The sequence below is a fragment of the Pantoea sp. AG702 genome (genome assembly GCF_003182295.1).
GTDB classification, from domain to species: domain Bacteria; phylum Pseudomonadota; class Gammaproteobacteria; order Enterobacterales; family Enterobacteriaceae; genus Pantoea; species Pantoea ananatis.
In genome coordinates this window covers 87,309-103,462 of record NZ_QGTU01000007.1, presented here as the reverse complement: position 1 = coordinate 103,462, position 16,154 = coordinate 87,309, and the positions used below count along the sequence as shown (strand labels likewise).

Genomic DNA, 16,154 nt, shown 5'->3' with positions numbered 1-16,154 from the left:
ATTTATCCGGCCCGCTTAATTCGCGAACTCTGCCGAAATATGGCAGTCAGATTAACGTTTAGTTAAGCGCTTCGCTCCGGGGAAACACCATTTTTCATGAATTACATAAAATCATTAACACAGCAAAAGCTGTCGCTCTTGCTGGCTCTGTATCTCGGTATCTTTTTGAATTTACCAATCTTTTATCGCCGATTTGATGGCTTTCTGACCCGATCAACCGTGACAAACTGGCTGACCGCGTTTACCGAGGTCGTCGCTATCGTGCTGCTGACGTTTTTCCTGATGCGGTTGTTATCGCTAGGCGGAAAATGGTTCTACCGGATTCTGGCCACCCTGATTGTCCTGATCTCTGTTGCTGCTGGCTATTATATGGCCTTTTTCAATGTGGTCATTGGCTACGGAATCGTCGCCTCAGTCATGACGACAGATACCGATTTGTCAAAAGAGGTGGTGGGTTATCACTTTATCCTGTGGATGGTGCTGGTCAGCGCGCTGCCACTGTTCATGATTTGGCGCAACAACCTCAGTATGACGCTCAATGAGCAGTTACGTACGCCAGGACAGCGCCTGAAACCCACTTTGATTATGCTGGCCTGCGTTGCGCTCGTGTGGTTACCCATCCGTTACTTCGACAAGTTGCAAAAGGCGAATGAGGAAGTGACCAACGTCGATCTGCCAAGCTATGGCGGAATTGTCGCGCACTCATATCTCCCCTCTAACTGGCTGGCCGCGCTGGGTTTGTTTACCTGGACCAAGATTGACGAGACGCTGGAAAATCAGGAACTCCTGGATCCTGCCCAGAAATATACTTATGTTGCTCCTCCGGGGTTAGATGATACCTATGTGGTGTTTGTTATTGGCGAAACCACTCGCTGGGATCATATGGGCTTGCTGGGCTATGAGCGAAACACCACCCCTAAACTCTCTAAAGAGAAAAATCTGGTCGCATTTCGTGGCGAATCTTGTGATACCGCGACCAAGTTGTCTTTGCGTTGTATGTTTGTGCGCGAAGGCGGCACTATGGACAATCCCGGGCGAACACTGAAAGAGCAAAATGTGTTCGCAGTGATGAAAGAACTGGGCTTCACTTCTGAGCTGTTTGCGATGCAAAGTGAGGTTTGGTTCTACGATAACATCAACGCCAATAATTTCTCTTTCCGCGAGCAGATTGGTTCTGAGCCACGTAACCAGGGTAAATCAGTAGATGATATGCTGCTGGTGCCTGAGTTACAGGCCTCACTGCAGCGCTACCCGAAGGGTAAGCATCTGGTTGTCCTGCACACGAAGGGCTCACATTATCTCTACTCACAGCGCTATCCGCGCAGTTTTGCACGCTATCAGCCAGAATGCATGGGCGTGGATGAAACCTGTAGCAAAGCGCAACTGATCAACGCTTACGATAATTCCGTCCTTTATGTGGACAGCATGCTGGACAGCGTTCTGGATCAGCTGCGTGATAAAAAAGCGATCGTGTTTTATGCATCGGACCATGGCGAATCGATCAGCGACAATATGCATCTGCATGGTACGCCGCGTGAAATGGCACCGCCGGAGCAGTTCCGTGTTCCTATGATGGTCTGGGCGTCAGATAAATATCTGGCTGACCCGACAAACCGTGGAAACTTCGAACGCCTGCAGGCGCAACAGCGCGTCGGCAAAACCCATCGTCATGTCGAGCTGTTTGATACCATTATGGGCTGCCTGGGTTACACCTCGCCAGATGGCGGGATTAAGCAGGCTAATAACTGGTGTCAGGCACCTGCCGGGACAGCGTCAAAAGCGCTATAGCGGTAAGGCAATTTTTCGCGACAAGGCATAAAACTCGCTGGCCGCCTGCTTTCCAGGCGATTGGGCGGGAAAGCGCAAAAAGCGGTTGACGCTTCCTGGGGGGAGCAGTAACATGCGCCCCCATCGGCGAGTAGCGCAGCTTGGTAGCGCAACTGGTTTGGGACCAGTGGGTCGGAGGTTCGAATCCTCTCTCGCCGACCATATTTAAGAAACCTGTCTGCAAAGACAGGTTTTTTTTCGCCTGAATAAAAGAGGATGAGAACCTCCGAAGGAGGGTTGCGCCGAGCGCAGCGAGACAACGTTGCGAATGCAACGGCCCGAAGGGGGCTTACGCAGTAAGCCTAATCCTCTCTCGCCGACCATATTTAAGAAACCTGTCTGCAAAGACAGGTTTTTTTTCGCCTGAATAAAAGAGGATGAGAACCTCCGAAGGCGGTTTGCGCCGGGCGTCAGCGAGACAACGTTGCGAATGCAACGGCCCAAAGGGGGCTTACGCAGTAAGCCTAATCCTCTCTCGCCGACCATATTTAAGAAACCTGTCTGCAAAGGCAGGTTTTTTTTCGCCTGAATGAAAGAGGATGAGCACCGCCGAAGGAGGTTCGCGCCGGGCGTCAGCGAGACAACGTTGCGAACGCAACGGTCCAAGGAGAGCTGGGCCTGTCGCAATCGATTCAGGCAGACAATTTGACCGGCGCAATTCGTATAAAAGGAGGCCGTTTCTCACAGGCATAAATAACACCTCTGCCAGACGCTATTGCCCCGCCTCGGTTATTAGAATATCTCATGTCACACTTTTTTCGGGACCGCCATAATTCCTCCTTGAAATCAATTTCTGCTCCAGACAGCCTGTTTTATTGTCTCATCGCTATGCAGGCCTTCTCATCAGAGGGTTACAGAGGGATAAAAGATAAGTTTTGGTTATGCCACAAAATGGCAAATTGGTCATTTTCAACCCAAAGTTAACAGCATTTTTCGCTGTGTGAACGTCATAACGCACAGTAAATCGTTCAGATATCCAACATTTGGCGCTAAATGATGTCTGTTTTTTTTTAGCGCAAATCACTGCTCATTTATGACCTGTGTAGCAGAATACATGGCATATAAACCCATGCCGCTGTGCATTATATGGCATTGCGTCTGTATGGGTTTTTTTTATCGTTGCTTGCTATTCCTCACACTCTGTGTAAATAAGTAACCGTTGTATTGACGTTCTTTGCAACTGTTGACAAATTGATGCGTCAATAACAGTGCAGATACAGATTTTTCTGATGGGTGCTTATCAATTAGGATTATCCAAACAAACTATCTCACTCTTATCACACCCGCAGGGTGGACCGCCTGAACCGCATAAAAAAACCAGAGGTCGGGCAATGCACACAACAACACATCACAATGGAGCAAAAGCATGATCAACTCCCTGGCCAAATCCAGGATGCTGAAGGTCGGTCTGAGCCTCGTCGCCATGACCGTAGCCGCAGGTGTTCAGGCAAAAACCCTGGTTTATTGTTCGGAAGGTTCTCCGGAAGGGTTTAACCCGCAGCTCTTTACCTCGGGTACAACCTATGATGCCAGTTCTGTACCTATCTATAATCGCCTGGTTGAGTTCAAAACCGGTACGACCGAACTGGTGCCGGGCCTGGCCGAAAAGTGGGACGTCAGTGCTGATGGTAAAACCTATACCTTCCATTTACGCAACGGCGTGAAATGGCAGACGACGAAAGATTTCAAACCTACGCGTGAGTTAAACGCTGATGACGTGGTGTTCTCTTTTGAGCGTCAGTTAGATAAAAACAACAAGTACCACAACGTCTCTGGCGGCAGCTATGAGTACTTTGAAGGTATGGATATGCCAAAGCTGATCAGCAAAATCGAAAAAGTGGACGATCATACCGTACGCTTCGTGCTGACGCGTCCTGAAGCGCCTTTCCTGGCTGACCTGGGGATGGATTTTGCTTCCATCATGTCTAAAGAATATGCCGACAACATGCTGAAAGCCGGTACGCCAGAGAAAGTTGACCTGAACCCGGTTGGCACGGGCCCATTTGTGCTCCAGCAGTACCAGAAAGACTCGCGTATTCTGTATAAAGCTAACCCGGATTACTGGGGAACCAAGCCAAAAATCGATCGGCTGGTTTTCTCAATCACTCCAGATGCCTCAGTGCGCTACGCCAAGTTGCAGAAAGGCGAATGTCAGATCATGCCTTATCCGAACCCGGCTGATATCGCCAGCATGAAAAAAGACAGCAAAATTAATCTGATGGAACAGCCTGGTCTGAACGTCGGTTATCTGTCGTTTAATACTGAGAAGAAGCCGCTGGATAACGTGAAAGTGCGTCAGGCACTGACTATGGCGGTTAACAAACAAGCCATCATTGATGCGGTATATCAGGGCGCGGGCCAGCCAGCGAAAAACCTGATCCCACCGACAATGTGGGGCTACAACAACGACGTTAAAGATTACGCCTACGATCCGGAGAAAGCCAAAGCCCTGCTGAAAGAAGCTGGTATGGCTGACGGTTTCTCAATCGACCTGTGGGCGATGCCGGTTCAGCGTCCTTATAACCCGAACGCACGCCGCATGGCTGAGATGATTCAGTCTGACTGGGCCAAAATCGGCGTTAAAGCCAAAATCGTGACCTATGAGTGGGGCGAGTACCTGAAACGCGCCAAAGCGGGCGAACACCAAACTGTGATGATGGGCTGGACCGGTGATAATGGGGATCCAGATAACTTCTTCGCGACGTTGTTCAGCTGTGCGGCGGCCAAAGACGGTTCTAACTACTCCCGCTGGTGTTACAAGCCGTTTGAAGATCTGATCCAGCCAGCCCGTGCAGAATCCGATCACAACAAGCGTATTGAATATTACAAGCAAGCTCAGGTAGTGATGCACGATCAGGCGCCTGCACTGATCATTGCGCACTCAACCGTTTATGAGCCTGTGAGTAAGAAAGTCACCGGCTATGTGGTTGATCCATTAGGTAAACATCACTTCGAAACCGTCGATATTCAGGAATAACCTTTCGGATTATTGCAGTAAGGGCCGGTTTTTCCGGCCCTCAGGCGATCGCCACCGATCGCCTGTTGCCTGCTCTTTTTTTCCGGCTAATTACTTTTATTAAAGAAGCGCTTCTTGCGTCGCGTCCGGCTGTCGCCGGGTGCGGTTAATGAGCAATGTTATCTCTGGCCAGGGCCAGGGGAAAACGACTGAGAATTACGCCTATGCTGCAGTTCATACTCCGGCGTCTGGGGCTTGTCATCCCAACGTTCATCGGTATTACATTATTGACCTTCGCGTTTGTGCACATGATTCCGGGCGATCCGGTGCTTATCATGGCAGGCGAGCGCGGTATTTCCCCTGAACGCCATGCTGAATTGATGGCGATGATGGGGCTCGATCAACCGCTGTGGAAGCAGTATCTGCACTATATCTATGGCGTTCTGCATGGGGATTTAGGCATTTCACTGAAAAGCCGCATTCCTGTGTGGACCGAATTTGTTCCGCGCTTTAAAGCTACGCTGGAACTGGGCATCTGCGCCATGATGTTTGCCGTATGCGTAGGGATCCCGGTCGGCGTCATGGCTGCGGTGAAACGTGGCTCGGTGTTTGATCATACCGCGGTGGGCATTTCACTGACCGGCTACTCAATGCCGATTTTCTGGTGGGGCATCATGCTGATTATGCTGGTATCTGTTCAGCTTAATCTCACGCCCGTTTCCGGACGTGTTGCAGATACCGTGTTCCTGGATGACAGCCATCCGCTCACCGGTTTCATGCTGATCGATACGTTAATCTGGGGTGAGCCTGGCGACTTCAAAGATGCGGTCATGCACATGATTCTGCCCGCTATCGTGCTGGGTACGATTCCGCTGGCGGTCATCGTACGTATGACGCGTTCTTCCATGCTGGAAGTGCTGGGGGAAGACTATATCCGTACGGCGCGTGCGAAAGGCCTGACGCGTATGCGCGTCATTGTCATTCACGCGCTGCGTAATGCGATGTTGCCGGTTGTCACCGTTATCGGCCTGCAGGTCGGTACGCTGCTGGCAGGCGCAATCCTGACTGAAACCATTTTTTCCTGGCCGGGCCTTGGCCGTTGGTTAATCGAAGCGCTGCAACGCCGTGACTATCCCGTTGTGCAGGGCGGTGTGTTACTGACGGCTATTCTGATCATCCTGGTCAACCTGCTGGTTGATCTGCTGTATGGCGTGGTGAATCCGCGCATACGCCACAAGAAATAAGGGGGCATCATGTCTGTTGTTGATCCCGCAAGCGTAAATGTTGCACCCAAGCCGATGACCCCGATTCAGGAATTCTGGCACTATTTTAAACGTAATAAAGGCGCAGTAACGGGCCTGGTTTATATCGTGTTAATGCTGTTGATCGCCATCTTTGCTGACGTCCTGGCGCCGCACGGGCCGGCGGAGCAGTTCCGTGACGCTCTGCTGCATCCGCCTGTCTGGCAGGAAGGCGGAAGCTGGAGCTATATCCTTGGCACTGACGACGTGGGTCGCGATATTTTGTCGCGTCTGATGTATGGCGCCCGCCTGTCATTGCTGGTTGGCTGTATGGTGGTCGTACTGTCGCTGATTTTTGGTGTCATTTTTGGTTTGCTGGCCGGGTATATCGGCGGGGCGGTCGATGCCACCATTATGCGCCTGGTCGATATTATGCTGGCTTTGCCCAGCCTGCTGTTGGCGCTGGTGCTGGTCGCCATTTTTGGCCCGTCGATTGTTAATGCGTCCATTGCGCTAACGTTTGTCGCGCTTCCCCACTATATCCGTCTGACGCGCGCAGCGGTGCTGGTTGAAGTGAACCGGGACTATGTGACGGCTTCCGGTGTAGCGGGGGCAGGCATGTTGCGTCAGATGTTCGTCAACATTTTACCTAACTGTCTGGCACCGTTGATCGTTCAGGCTTCATTAGGCTTTTCCAACGCCATTCTCGATATGGCGGCGTTGGGCTTTCTCGGAATGGGTGCGCAGCCGCCAACGCCGGAGTGGGGCACCATGCTCTCCGACGTCTTACAGTATGCGCAAAGTGCCTGGTGGGTGGTGACTTTCCCTGGATTAGTCATTCTGCTTACCGTGCTGGCATTTAACCTGATGGGCGATGGTTTGCGTGATGCCCTCGACCCGAAACTCAAGCAGTAAAGAGGCACCGAGATGGCATTATTAAATGTAGATAAATTATCGGTGCATTTCGGCGACGATAAGGCACCTTTCCGCGCAGTTGATCGCATTAGCTACCAGGTTGAGCAAGGCCAGGTTGTGGGCATTGTTGGCGAATCCGGCTCGGGCAAATCCGTGAGTTCTCTGGCCATCATGGGATTGATCGATTTTCCCGGCAAAGTCATGGCGGAAAAACTCGAGTTCAATCAACGCGATCTGAAGCGGATTTCTGAAAAAGAACGTCGTCAGTTAGTGGGCGCCGAAGTTGCAATGATTTTTCAGGACCCGATGACCAGCCTGAATCCATGCTATACCGTGGGCTACCAGATCATGGAAGCCATCAAGGTGCATCAGGGCGGTAATAAAAGCACTCGCCGCCAGCGAGCAATTGACCTCCTGAATCAGGTGGGGATTCCCGACCCCGCTTCGCGTCTGGATGTTTATCCTCATCAGCTTTCGGGCGGGATGAGCCAGCGCGTGATGATCGCCATGGCTATCGCCTGTCGTCCAAAGCTGCTGATTGCTGACGAACCCACAACCGCGCTGGACGTCACAATTCAGGCACAGATCATTGAGTTGTTGCTGGATCTGCAAAGGCAGGAAAACATGGCGCTGATCCTGATTACTCACGATCTGGCGCTGGTAGCGGAAGCCGCACACCACATTATTGTGATGTACGCCGGGCAGGTTGTGGAAAGTGGCAAAGCGACGGATATCTTTAAAGCGCCGCGTCATCCTTACACCCAGGCACTGCTCAGGGCGTTACCGGAATTCGCGGCGGACAAAGCACGGCTGGCCTCGTTACCCGGTGTCGTGCCTGGAAAATACGATCGTCCGTCAGGCTGCCTGCTTAATCCGCGCTGCCCTTATGCCAATGACCGCTGCCGTAAAGAAGAACCTGAACTGCGGACGATTCCGGGACGTCAGTCCAAATGTCACTATCCGCTGGACGATGCCGGGAGACCAACTTATGAGTCCTGATAATACAAAGCACGAGTATCTGCTGCAGGCTATCGACCTGAAAAAACACTATCCGGTGAAGAAAGGATTGTTTGGTCAGGAGCGCCTGGTTAAAGCGCTGGATGGCGTCTCTTTTAATCTGGAGCGCGGTAAAACGCTGGCGGTTGTCGGAGAGTCTGGCTGCGGTAAATCCACACTGGGCCGTTTACTCACCATGATTGAAACGCCAACAGAAGGACAGCTTTACTGGCACGGTCAGGATTTGTTAAAACACGATCCCCACGCCCAGAAGCTGCGTCGGCAGAAAATTCAGATCGTCTTTCAGAATCCGTATGGTTCTCTGAATCCACGCAAAAAAGTCAGCCAGATCCTGGAAGAGCCGCTGGTTATCAATACTTCACTCAGTAAAGCGGAACGTCGCGAGAAAACGCTGGAGATGATGGCCAAGGTAGGATTGAAAACCGAGCATTACGATCGTTATCCCCATATGTTTTCGGGTGGCCAACGTCAGCGTATTGCCATTGCCCGTGGCCTGATGCTTGAGCCAGACGTGCTGATTGCTGACGAGCCGGTTTCAGCACTGGACGTGTCCGTACGGGCACAGGTGCTTAATCTGATGATGGATCTGCAGCAAGAGATGGGGCTGTCCTATGTGTTCATTTCTCACGATTTATCCGTGGTCGAGCATATCGCAGATGACGTGATGGTGATGTACCTGGGGCGCTGCGTGGAAAAGGGCAGCAAAGAGGCGATTTTTGCCAATCCACGTCATCCTTACACCCAGGCGCTACTTTCTGCCACGCCGCGGCTCAATCCTGATGAGCGTCGTGAACGTATTAAGCTGACCGGGGAACTCCCCAGCCCGCTGAATCCACCGCCCGGTTGCGCATTCAATGCCCGCTGCCGGCGTCGTTTTGGCACCTGTGTCCAGCTGCAGCCCCAACTCAAGCAGTATGGCGACCAACAGATAGCCTGCTTCGCGGTTGACCAGGATGAAAACCAGCTAACGGCATCAGTTGAGTCTGCCAGCCAGCCTTAATCAGTGACAGGCGGAATCCTCGTGGGGTTAACCACAGGGATTCCGCCATCACCGCCGTACGTTCATTTCGTTATTCTGTCTGTTTAACAACACAACGTTTTCATTCGCCTTCGCCTGTGAAAGTCCAGCAACGTGCGATGTGCGTTCCAGATTCCGTGCCACATCCTGCCGGTGAAACGTCCTGCCTGGGCTCTGCTGCTGCGCGTCCGAAGCCTGTTCATCAGCGTTCGCACCGGCACAATCATTAGCGGGTCGTCATAAGGGAAAACGAGAGGTCTTCACCCTAATTGATACATTAGCGACATGAACAGGGGCGTTTTCAGTGCCAGCGTTCTACTGTAGCAGGATGAAGTCGCTTTATTTTTTTACCCCGTGGATGGATTAAACAAACCGACCCCTGAGATAAATGTCCTAAAAGATAATGATTTCAACAGCGATCGGTTTTTTAATTAGCGATAATTAGCAGGGTAATACTTTACCAGCCGTAATTTGAAAACACGGAATCTGTCCAGGGAAAAGGCACACCAGCCGGTAAAATGCCGAACCGAACGAAATTTTTTTTGCCTAAAAATACAAAGGGTTGGAACAGCGGCTATCCTGATGTAAGCGATCGCTAAGATGTTAATCACCTGTGAAAATATTTAACTTAAGATGGTCTCAACAATTTTTACGGATATATGTGAAATAGTACTCATTTTTTGCTAAAGAGTAGTGATTAGTATTAAGCTTTCTTATTGAATTCGTCGGTTTTGTAATCAGAATTATCTCACTGTGTTTAAATTATTATGATATATTCCTGGAAAAATCCCCCCTTAGTTGTAGGCCAGGGTCTATGAAAAATTACGACGACTTGCAGCGTTTTAAGGAAAAGACAAAAACGCTCGACATCGCCTTTCAGGATATGTCAGGCCAATCGCAGGAAGCGGCGGATAAAAGCAAATGGTCTCTCATTCGTCAACTGGCGAGCGAAGACCAGCACATGCCTTTTAGTGGGGGACAACGTATTGATCTGCCTCAGCCCCAGCCGATTCAGGGTGACGAATTCAGCATGCCTGAGGTGACGGAGCGTTCTCAGCCTGTCACGCAGCCTGCTGCTGTGTCTTCGCATTCTATTATGGATAGCCTGACCAATAGCGAACCCGATGTTGACGTTGTGGCGCCCGTTGCCCCTTCTTCTGCCTCACCTCTCTTCCCGGCTCCCTCCGCGCAGTCTGTTGCACAGGATGCGGTGAGGGTTTCGCCCGTAACTGAGAAAGAAACGCGGATACCACAGGTAACGGCGCAGCCGAATACTGACGTTCCTGCCACAGATCATAGCCGTTTTAGCGGGCTCTTCCGCGCGCGCAGCAGTGGGTCAGAAAATTTACCAAAAGAAACGTTATTAAAACCGCTACTGGAGAAGATTGCCTTATGCCGTTAGTTTGTGTGTGCTCGCCCAAAGGTGGGGTGGGGAAAACGACGTTGGCAGCGAATCTGGCCTGGAGTCTGGCCCGTTCAGGTAGCAAAGTGTTAGCAATCGATTTTGATGTTCAGAACGCCCTGCGCCTTCATTTTGGCGTGCCGCTGCATGATGGACGCGGCTTTGTTGCGCGCTCGGAGGAACAGGCGGACTGGAGCCAGTCTATTCTGACTACCGGCGGAAATATTTTTGTCCTGCCCTACGGCAACGTGACCGAATCCCAGCGCGAACGGTTTGAAGAAAACCTGACCAAAGATCCTCACTTCATTAAGCGCGGCCTCGACACGTTACTGAACTATCCCGGTCTGGTCATGGTCGCGGATTTTCCGCCGGGCCCCGGCCCTGCGCTTAAAGCGATAAAGACCTTAGCCGATATGCATCTGGTCGTGATGTTGGCCGATACCGCCTCAGTATCGTTATTACCGCATATTGAAGAAAATCGCCTGATTGGTCAGCCGCTGAACAGTAAACACGGACATTATTTTGTTCTGAATCAGTGCGACAATCGCCGGAATATTAATCGTGACGTGACGGCTTTTATTCAGCAACGTCTCGGCGATAATCTTTTGGGCCAGATTCATCGCGATGAAAGTGTGGGTGAAGCGAATGCCTCACAGCAATCTGTTTATGATTTCAGCCCGTCATCCGCCGCTGCCTTTGATATTGAACTGATCGCTAAACGCGTCGCCAGTATTCTGAATGTCAATGTAGGGAATGGCGAAGTTCAGGCACAGATTCACACCAGCAACTATTAAATGTAATGACCTGGCCAGGCCAGGTTTAAAAAAACAGCTCTTTCAGGGTGGAACATGGGTAAAATCGGGTTTTACCTGCTGCTGCTGGTGCTTGCACCTGTTGCTGCGGTGATCATTATCACGCCAATGGATAGCCAAAAGCAGTATATTTTTGGCTTGATAAGCATCGGTATGGTGTTTTTATTGGGGGTCAGTAAAAGCCGTAAAATAACGGTCGTAATGGTTATTCTTTCCGCCCTGATGTCGTCCCGATATATATGGTGGCGAACAACGGAAACCCTGTATTTTAATTCTGAAATCGAAGCGATACTTGGCATCGGCTTATATATTGCTGAGCTGTACGTCTGGCTGATTTTAATCCTGGGTTTCCTGCAAACCACATGGCCATTAAAACGTACTATTGAACCCTTGCCAGAAGACACCCACTTATGGCCAACGGTCGATGTCTATATCCCGACATATAATGAAAGCCTCGACGTGGTGCGCGACACGGTTCTGGCTGCCCAGTGCATCGACTATCCACGCGATAAAATTAAGGTTTACCTGCTTGATGATGGTAAACGCAGAGAATTTGCCGTTTTCGCTGCCGATGTGGGAGTGGGCTATATCACTCGTGATGATAACAGCCATGCTAAAGCGGGTAATCTTAATCACGCGATGAAGATTACCAAAGGGGAGCTGATTTGCGTCTTTGACTGTGACCACGTCGCCACCCGGACTTTCCTGCAGGCAACGGTGGGGCCGTTTTTGAAAGATCCTAAGCTGGCACTGTTGCAGACGCCACACTACTTTTACTCGCCGGATCCGTTTGAGCGTAACCTGAGTGCCGCTCGCAGTATTCCTAATGAGGGATCGCTGTTCTATGGCCCGGTTCAGCAGGGTAACGACAACTGGAACGCGACCTTCTTCTGTGGTTCCTGTGCTGTAATTCGTCGTTCAGCTCTGGAAGAGATCGGCGGCTTCGCAGTAGAAACGGTTACCGAAGATGCGCACACCGCGCTGAAAATGCAGCGTCTGGGTTGGGGATCCGCGTTTCTGGCGATTCCGCTGGCTGCTGGCCTGGCGACCGAGCGCCTCGGGCTGCACGTTATTCAACGTACACGCTGGGCCCGTGGTATGACGCAGATTTTTCGCGTGGATAACCCGCTGTTCGGCCGTGGCTTAAAATGGCAACAGCGGCTGTGCTACCTGAATGCCATGTTGCATTTCCAGTTTGGTCTGCCGCGAGTGGTCTTCCTGACCGCGCCGCTTGCCTATCTGCTGTTTAATCTGAATATCATCCATTCGTCGGCGTCGCTGATTTTCGCCTACGTTTTGCCGCATCTTGTCCTCTCCTTGTATGTTAACTCACGCATGAATGGCCGTTTCCGTTACACCTTCTGGGGTGAAATCTATGAAACGGTCATGTGCTTTCATCTGGTCATCCCGACTATCCTCACGTTGCTTTCACCCAAACACGGAAAATTTAACGTGACGGATAAGGGCGGCGTACTGGATCAGGGATTCTTTGATTTCCATATCGTTCGTCCTCACGTCATCGTTGCATTTCTGCTCAGCATCGGCATTGTGGCGGGCATCGTGCGCGCCACCATGCATGACTATTTTGGCGTGGATCCCTACGTGATTGCGCTCAACGTCGGGTGGGCAGTCTTTAGCTTAATCATTTTGATGGCAGCCATTGCCGTGGCACGCGAAACCAAGCAGGTACGAAAAACGATTCGTATCGAGGTACAGATTCCGGCCATTATCCACTATGCCAGCGGCATCTCATCCCGCACGATGACCAGCGATCTGTCGATGGGCGGCGCGAATCTGGATGCGCCAGATAATCGTCATGAGCACGATACGATTGAAGAGATCGATCTGATACTGAAATCAGGCACCATTACTATTCCGGCGACCAAAATATCGGGCGATGAAGAAAGCATTCGTCTGAGCTTTGGTGCCATGCCGTTGGCACGTCGCCGCGAACTGGTGCGCGTGGTACTGGCGCGTGCCGATGCGTGGATCCAGCCTGAATATAAGCAGGACAATCCGTTAACCTCTCTGGGCACCATCATTCGAACGGTTTTTGAACTGTTCTGGCTGACCTGGCGAGATCGTCGTGAGAAGCGTAAGAGCGGCCCAGACGTTGCGGCGAAAGAGGACAGCGCAGTATGAGGATCTTGATACAGTCGATGCTGGCCGGTTCTCTCTCGGCGGTGCTGTGGGTCATTCCGGCCTCGGCTGAAACGCCCCTTGCAGACAACAGTGTGATGCCAAACAGCAGTGCGGCACCAAATAACAGCGCGGCTCCGACCGACAGTGCGGTACCGCATAACAGTGCGGCTCCGACCGACAGTGCAGTACCGAATAACAGTGCGGCTCCGACCGACAGTGCGGTGCCAAATAACAGTTCGGTACCGAATAACAGTGTGGCGCCAAATAACAGCGCGGCCCCGGGCAGCGACCCTGCACTTAGCAGCCAGATCACGCCTGCGGACAGCAGTGCGGCGGATAACCGCTCGGCATCGAGTGTTGCGACTGGCGCGCCTGAGAACAGTACGGTATCTGCCAGCCCGACGGCGCCCGTTAAGGGTGCCGCCGTTGCCGATTCGGCCACACAGATCGGAGAAAAGGTTCCCGCAACGTCGGATGCACAGCCTGCCGGCAGCGCTTCGCCCGTCACTCAGGACAGCAGCGCGTTATCCAGCGTGCCACCGCCAGCCGGCCTCGGTAATGCGGAAACGGGTCTGGAGGCCGCCGCAGGCGAAACGCCCTACAGACCAGGCCAGGCCGCTTCCTCCGTCGACACAACCTCAATGGTCAGCAGCATGCTCAACCAGCCGGTGAGCAGCACGCTAAACGTGGCACAGATGGGACAACGTCAGGGCATTACGCTGACTGGCGGACAACTGCAGTCAGGCATCATTTTTACCCTACCGGGCGACGAGGTGGTGACCAACGCGCGTCTCAACCTGTCCCTGCGCGTTTCCCAGGCGCTCGCCGCGCGCAATACCTCATTGCAGCTGATGTTAAACGGACAGCCGCTTGGCACGCTGCCGCTGGGGTCGGGTGACAGCGATGAAAGCGATTATCAGCTGGACATTCCGGCAGCGATGATTGTGTCCAGTAACAATTTGAGTTTCAAAATTAACGACGCGGACAAGCTGCTGTGTGAAAAAGACAGCGCAGAGCAGTACCAGGTCACTATTCTGCCTAAAACGATGCTGAGCCTTGAAGGCCAGCAGTTAAATATTGGCACCAGCCTGCGTAATTTCCCGCGTCCATTTATCGATCCTCAGCGTATGACTGCGGCTGACGTGACGTTTAGCTTTGCCGACAATGTCACGCCGGATACGGTGACTGCGGCGGTGCTGGTGGCCTCCTGGTTGGGTATTCAGAGTGATTATCGTGGCATCCATTTTCCTGTCGTGCGCGGTAATCTGCCGGAAAAAAACGGCATCCTGTTTGGTCATCCTGGTGACAGGATCGGTACGCTAACCTTCCCAGCCAGTCGTGGTCCATCCCTGCAGATGGTCGATAATCCGGGTAATCCGGTTTATAAGCTCCTGCTGGTCAGTGGCGAAGATGAAAGTCAGCTGCGCCAGGCCGCTTATCGTCTGACCACCCAGCCACTGGCGACCGATAGCAACAGCATGCAGGTCAAACCGCAGTCCATTGTCCTGCGCAGTCCTTACGATGCGCCGCACTGGATCAATACGACGCATCCCGTGCGACTGAGTGAACTGCTGCGTAAAGATCAAAGCCTGACGGCGACCGGCATCTGGCACGATGCTATGCGGGTGAATTTCCGCGCTGCACCCGACCTGTTCCTCTGGGATGGCGATACGGTCCCACTCTATTTGCACTACCGTTTCCCGTCGGAAAACTGGATTGACGAGAAAAACTCGCTGCTTAACGTCACGTTGAACGGCACGTTTTTGCGCAATCTGACGGTGAATAAAGTGGGCTTACTTGAAAGCGCCTGGCATCGCTTAGGGGGAGATGCGCGTCAGGAACATTACCAGATTAACCTTGATCCCTATTTGATTTATGGCGACAACCAGTTGGCGCTTTATTTTAACATCAAGCCTAAAGCCGATGCGCCCTGCGGCGTTTTGCTGAACAACAATATCAAAAGTCGAATCGAAGACGATTCCTGGATTGATCTCAGCCACACGCGGCATTTCAGTATGCTGCCCAATCTCTCCTATTTTGTGGGTGCCTCTTTCCCGTTTTCCCGGCTGGCTGACTTTTCGCAAACCACGCTGCTGTTGCCTGAAAATCCAAGCGATGCGGAGATCTCAACACTGTTAAACCTGTCTGCCAGGGCAGGAAATGCTACCGGCGTGGCGCTGGCACAAAATCAGGTTCTGTTTGGTCTGCCAGTCGGCGGCAATAACCTGGCTCGCGTTCAGCAAAGTGACATACTGGCAGTGAGCACGACAGGCAACAGTGCGTTTAACCAGGCGATGCTGGCGAACTCCCCGTACGAGGCCAACGGCAGTGCGTTAGGGGTTAAAGAGCCGTCTGCGCTCGAAAAATTACGTAGCTGGCTGGTGGGCGACTGGTATCGCCAGCCGCTGGATGCCGATCGCTACTTCTCTTCGAATGAGTCCTGGCGTGGGTTTCTGAGCTACCGCTCAATGTGGAATCCGGATCGTCTGGTGGTCATGGCAGTGGCGACCAGCGACGATCAACTGCTGCGCCTGCACGGTGATTTAGGCTCGGCCCGCATCAACGCGGCGGTACGCGGTGATACGGCGATTATCACCGATGAGAACGGTATCCGGAGTTTCCGGGTGGGGCCACAGTTCCCTAGCGGCGAGATGCCGTGGTACATGATGGTGGTGTGGTACGCGAATCAGCATTCGGTATTAATGGCGCTGGCTGCACTGCTGTTCTCCGCCATCGTGGGGAGTGCCGCGTGGGTGATGCTGAAACGACATGCGTCGCGGCGTCTACAGTCAAAACACAATCGCGATGCCGGTAAGAAGTAAGG

10 protein-coding genes, 1 tRNA gene and 2 other RNA genes are annotated in these 16,154 nt (G+C 52.3%); all 13 read left to right on the top strand.

The features are described 5' to 3' along the window. The first annotated feature begins 96 nt into the window (after positions 1–96). The 13 genes from eptB to bcsB all read left to right on the top strand — a co-directional run bounded on the left by eptB (position 97) and on the right by bcsB (position 16,152). Positions 97–1,788: a kdo(2)-lipid A phosphoethanolamine 7''-transferase gene (gene eptB / locus DFO57_RS17525; protein WP_110015550.1), complete on the top strand. Its 1,692-nt coding sequence runs from the start codon at positions 97–99 to the stop codon at positions 1,786–1,788. A gap of 124 nt (positions 1,789–1,912) precedes the next feature. After that, positions 1,913–1,989: transfer RNA gene (locus tag DFO57_RS17520), tRNA-Pro, on the top strand. A gap of 33 nt (positions 1,990–2,022) precedes the next feature. Beyond that, positions 2,023–2,150: non-coding RNA, RtT sRNA (locus tag DFO57_RS17515), on the top strand. Between the two features lie 33 nt (positions 2,151–2,183). Beyond that, positions 2,184–2,312: non-coding RNA, RtT sRNA (locus DFO57_RS17510), on the top strand. Positions 2,313–3,193: 881 nt separating this feature from the next. Continuing rightward, positions 3,194–4,804: a dipeptide ABC transporter periplasmic-binding protein DppA gene (gene dppA, locus DFO57_RS17505; RefSeq protein ID WP_014594987.1), complete on the top strand. Its 1,611-nt coding sequence runs from the start codon at positions 3,194–3,196 to the stop codon at positions 4,802–4,804. 203 nt (positions 4,805–5,007) lie between these two features. Next, a complete protein-coding gene (dppB, locus tag DFO57_RS17500; RefSeq protein ID WP_014607013.1) occupies positions 5,008–6,027 on the top strand; it encodes a dipeptide ABC transporter permease DppB in 1,020 nt (339 codons plus the stop codon). Between the two features lie 9 nt (positions 6,028–6,036). Continuing rightward, positions 6,037–6,939 carry a dipeptide ABC transporter permease DppC gene (gene dppC / locus DFO57_RS17495; RefSeq protein WP_013024030.1) on the top strand — a complete coding sequence of 301 codons (903 nt, stop codon included), beginning with the start codon at positions 6,037–6,039 and terminating at the stop codon, positions 6,937–6,939. Between the two features lie 12 nt (positions 6,940–6,951). After that, positions 6,952–7,938, top strand: a complete 987-nt coding sequence (gene dppD / locus DFO57_RS17490; RefSeq protein WP_013024031.1) for a dipeptide ABC transporter ATP-binding protein — start codon at positions 6,952–6,954, stop codon at positions 7,936–7,938. Further along, positions 7,928–8,956: a dipeptide ABC transporter ATP-binding subunit DppF gene (gene dppF, locus DFO57_RS17485; RefSeq protein WP_014607012.1), complete on the top strand. Its 1,029-nt coding sequence runs from the start codon at positions 7,928–7,930 to the stop codon at positions 8,954–8,956. Before dppD ends, dppF begins: the two co-directional genes overlap by 11 nt. Before the next feature lie 832 nt (positions 8,957–9,788). Further along, the gene (gene bcsO, locus DFO57_RS17480; protein ID WP_029569324.1) at positions 9,789–10,376 is read left to right on the top strand and encodes a cellulose biosynthesis protein BcsO; all 588 of its coding nucleotides are present in this window, start codon (positions 9,789–9,791) and stop codon (positions 10,374–10,376) included. Next, positions 10,367–11,170, top strand: a complete 804-nt coding sequence (gene bcsQ / locus DFO57_RS17475) for a cellulose biosynthesis protein BcsQ (RefSeq protein ID WP_013024034.1) — start codon at positions 10,367–10,369, stop codon at positions 11,168–11,170. Before bcsO ends, bcsQ begins: the two co-directional genes overlap by 10 nt. A gap of 54 nt (positions 11,171–11,224) precedes the next feature. Continuing rightward, complete coding sequence (bcsA, locus tag DFO57_RS17470) at positions 11,225–13,330, top strand: UDP-forming cellulose synthase catalytic subunit (RefSeq protein ID WP_013024035.1); 2,106 nt, start codon at positions 11,225–11,227, stop codon at positions 13,328–13,330. After that, positions 13,327–16,152: a cellulose biosynthesis cyclic di-GMP-binding regulatory protein BcsB gene (bcsB, locus tag DFO57_RS17465; protein ID WP_110015549.1), complete on the top strand. Its 2,826-nt coding sequence runs from the start codon at positions 13,327–13,329 to the stop codon at positions 16,150–16,152. Before bcsA ends, bcsB begins: the two co-directional genes overlap by 4 nt. Positions 16,153–16,154 lie beyond the last annotated feature (2 nt).

Excerpts from the sequence above, each read along its gene's own strand:
- eptB (WP_110015550.1), top strand. The coding sequence starts at position 97 with ATGAATTACATAAAATCATTAACACAGCAAAAGCTGTCGCTCTTGCTG.
- dppA (WP_014594987.1), top strand. The coding sequence starts at position 3,194 with ATGATCAACTCCCTGGCCAAATCCAGGATGCTGAAGGTCGGTCTGAGC.
- dppB (WP_014607013.1), top strand. The coding sequence starts at position 5,008 with ATGCTGCAGTTCATACTCCGGCGTCTGGGGCTTGTCATCCCAACGTTC.
- dppC (WP_013024030.1), top strand. The coding sequence starts at position 6,037 with ATGTCTGTTGTTGATCCCGCAAGCGTAAATGTTGCACCCAAGCCGATG.
- dppD (WP_013024031.1), top strand. The coding sequence starts at position 6,952 with ATGGCATTATTAAATGTAGATAAATTATCGGTGCATTTCGGCGACGAT.
- dppF (WP_014607012.1), top strand. The coding sequence starts at position 7,928 with ATGAGTCCTGATAATACAAAGCACGAGTATCTGCTGCAGGCTATCGAC.
- bcsO (WP_029569324.1), top strand. The coding sequence starts at position 9,789 with ATGAAAAATTACGACGACTTGCAGCGTTTTAAGGAAAAGACAAAAACG.
- bcsQ (WP_013024034.1), top strand. The coding sequence starts at position 10,367 with ATGCCGTTAGTTTGTGTGTGCTCGCCCAAAGGTGGGGTGGGGAAAACG.
- bcsA (WP_013024035.1), top strand. The coding sequence starts at position 11,225 with ATGGGTAAAATCGGGTTTTACCTGCTGCTGCTGGTGCTTGCACCTGTT.
- bcsB (WP_110015549.1), top strand. The coding sequence starts at position 13,327 with ATGAGGATCTTGATACAGTCGATGCTGGCCGGTTCTCTCTCGGCGGTG.